At 65.1% G+C, this 252-nt stretch carries 1 pseudogene; it reads right to left on the reverse strand.

What is annotated here, in order from left to right:
• Positions 1-252: pseudogene (locus tag AC0L3S_RS39560) on the reverse strand (AMP-binding protein); the annotation flags it as partial.

Raw genomic sequence — 252 nt, forward strand, 5'->3', positions numbered from 1 at the left:
CCCAGCGACACCATCTCGCCGGCGATCTTGGCGAAGCGCTTGGCGCGGCCGCGAATGGTGATGAAGCCTTCGCGGTCGACAGCGACGATGTCGCCGGTGTCGTGCCAGCCCGTCAGCGGCTGCAATTCACCGGGGCGGTCCGATGTCATATAGCCCATCATCAGGTTCGGTCCGTCGAGCCACAATTGGCCGGCATCGGAAATGCCTTCGATCGGCTCAAGCTTCATGCGCATGGCCGGCAGCAGCCGCCCG

The sequence above is a fragment of the Bradyrhizobium sp. Ken01 genome, from assembly GCF_055807355.1.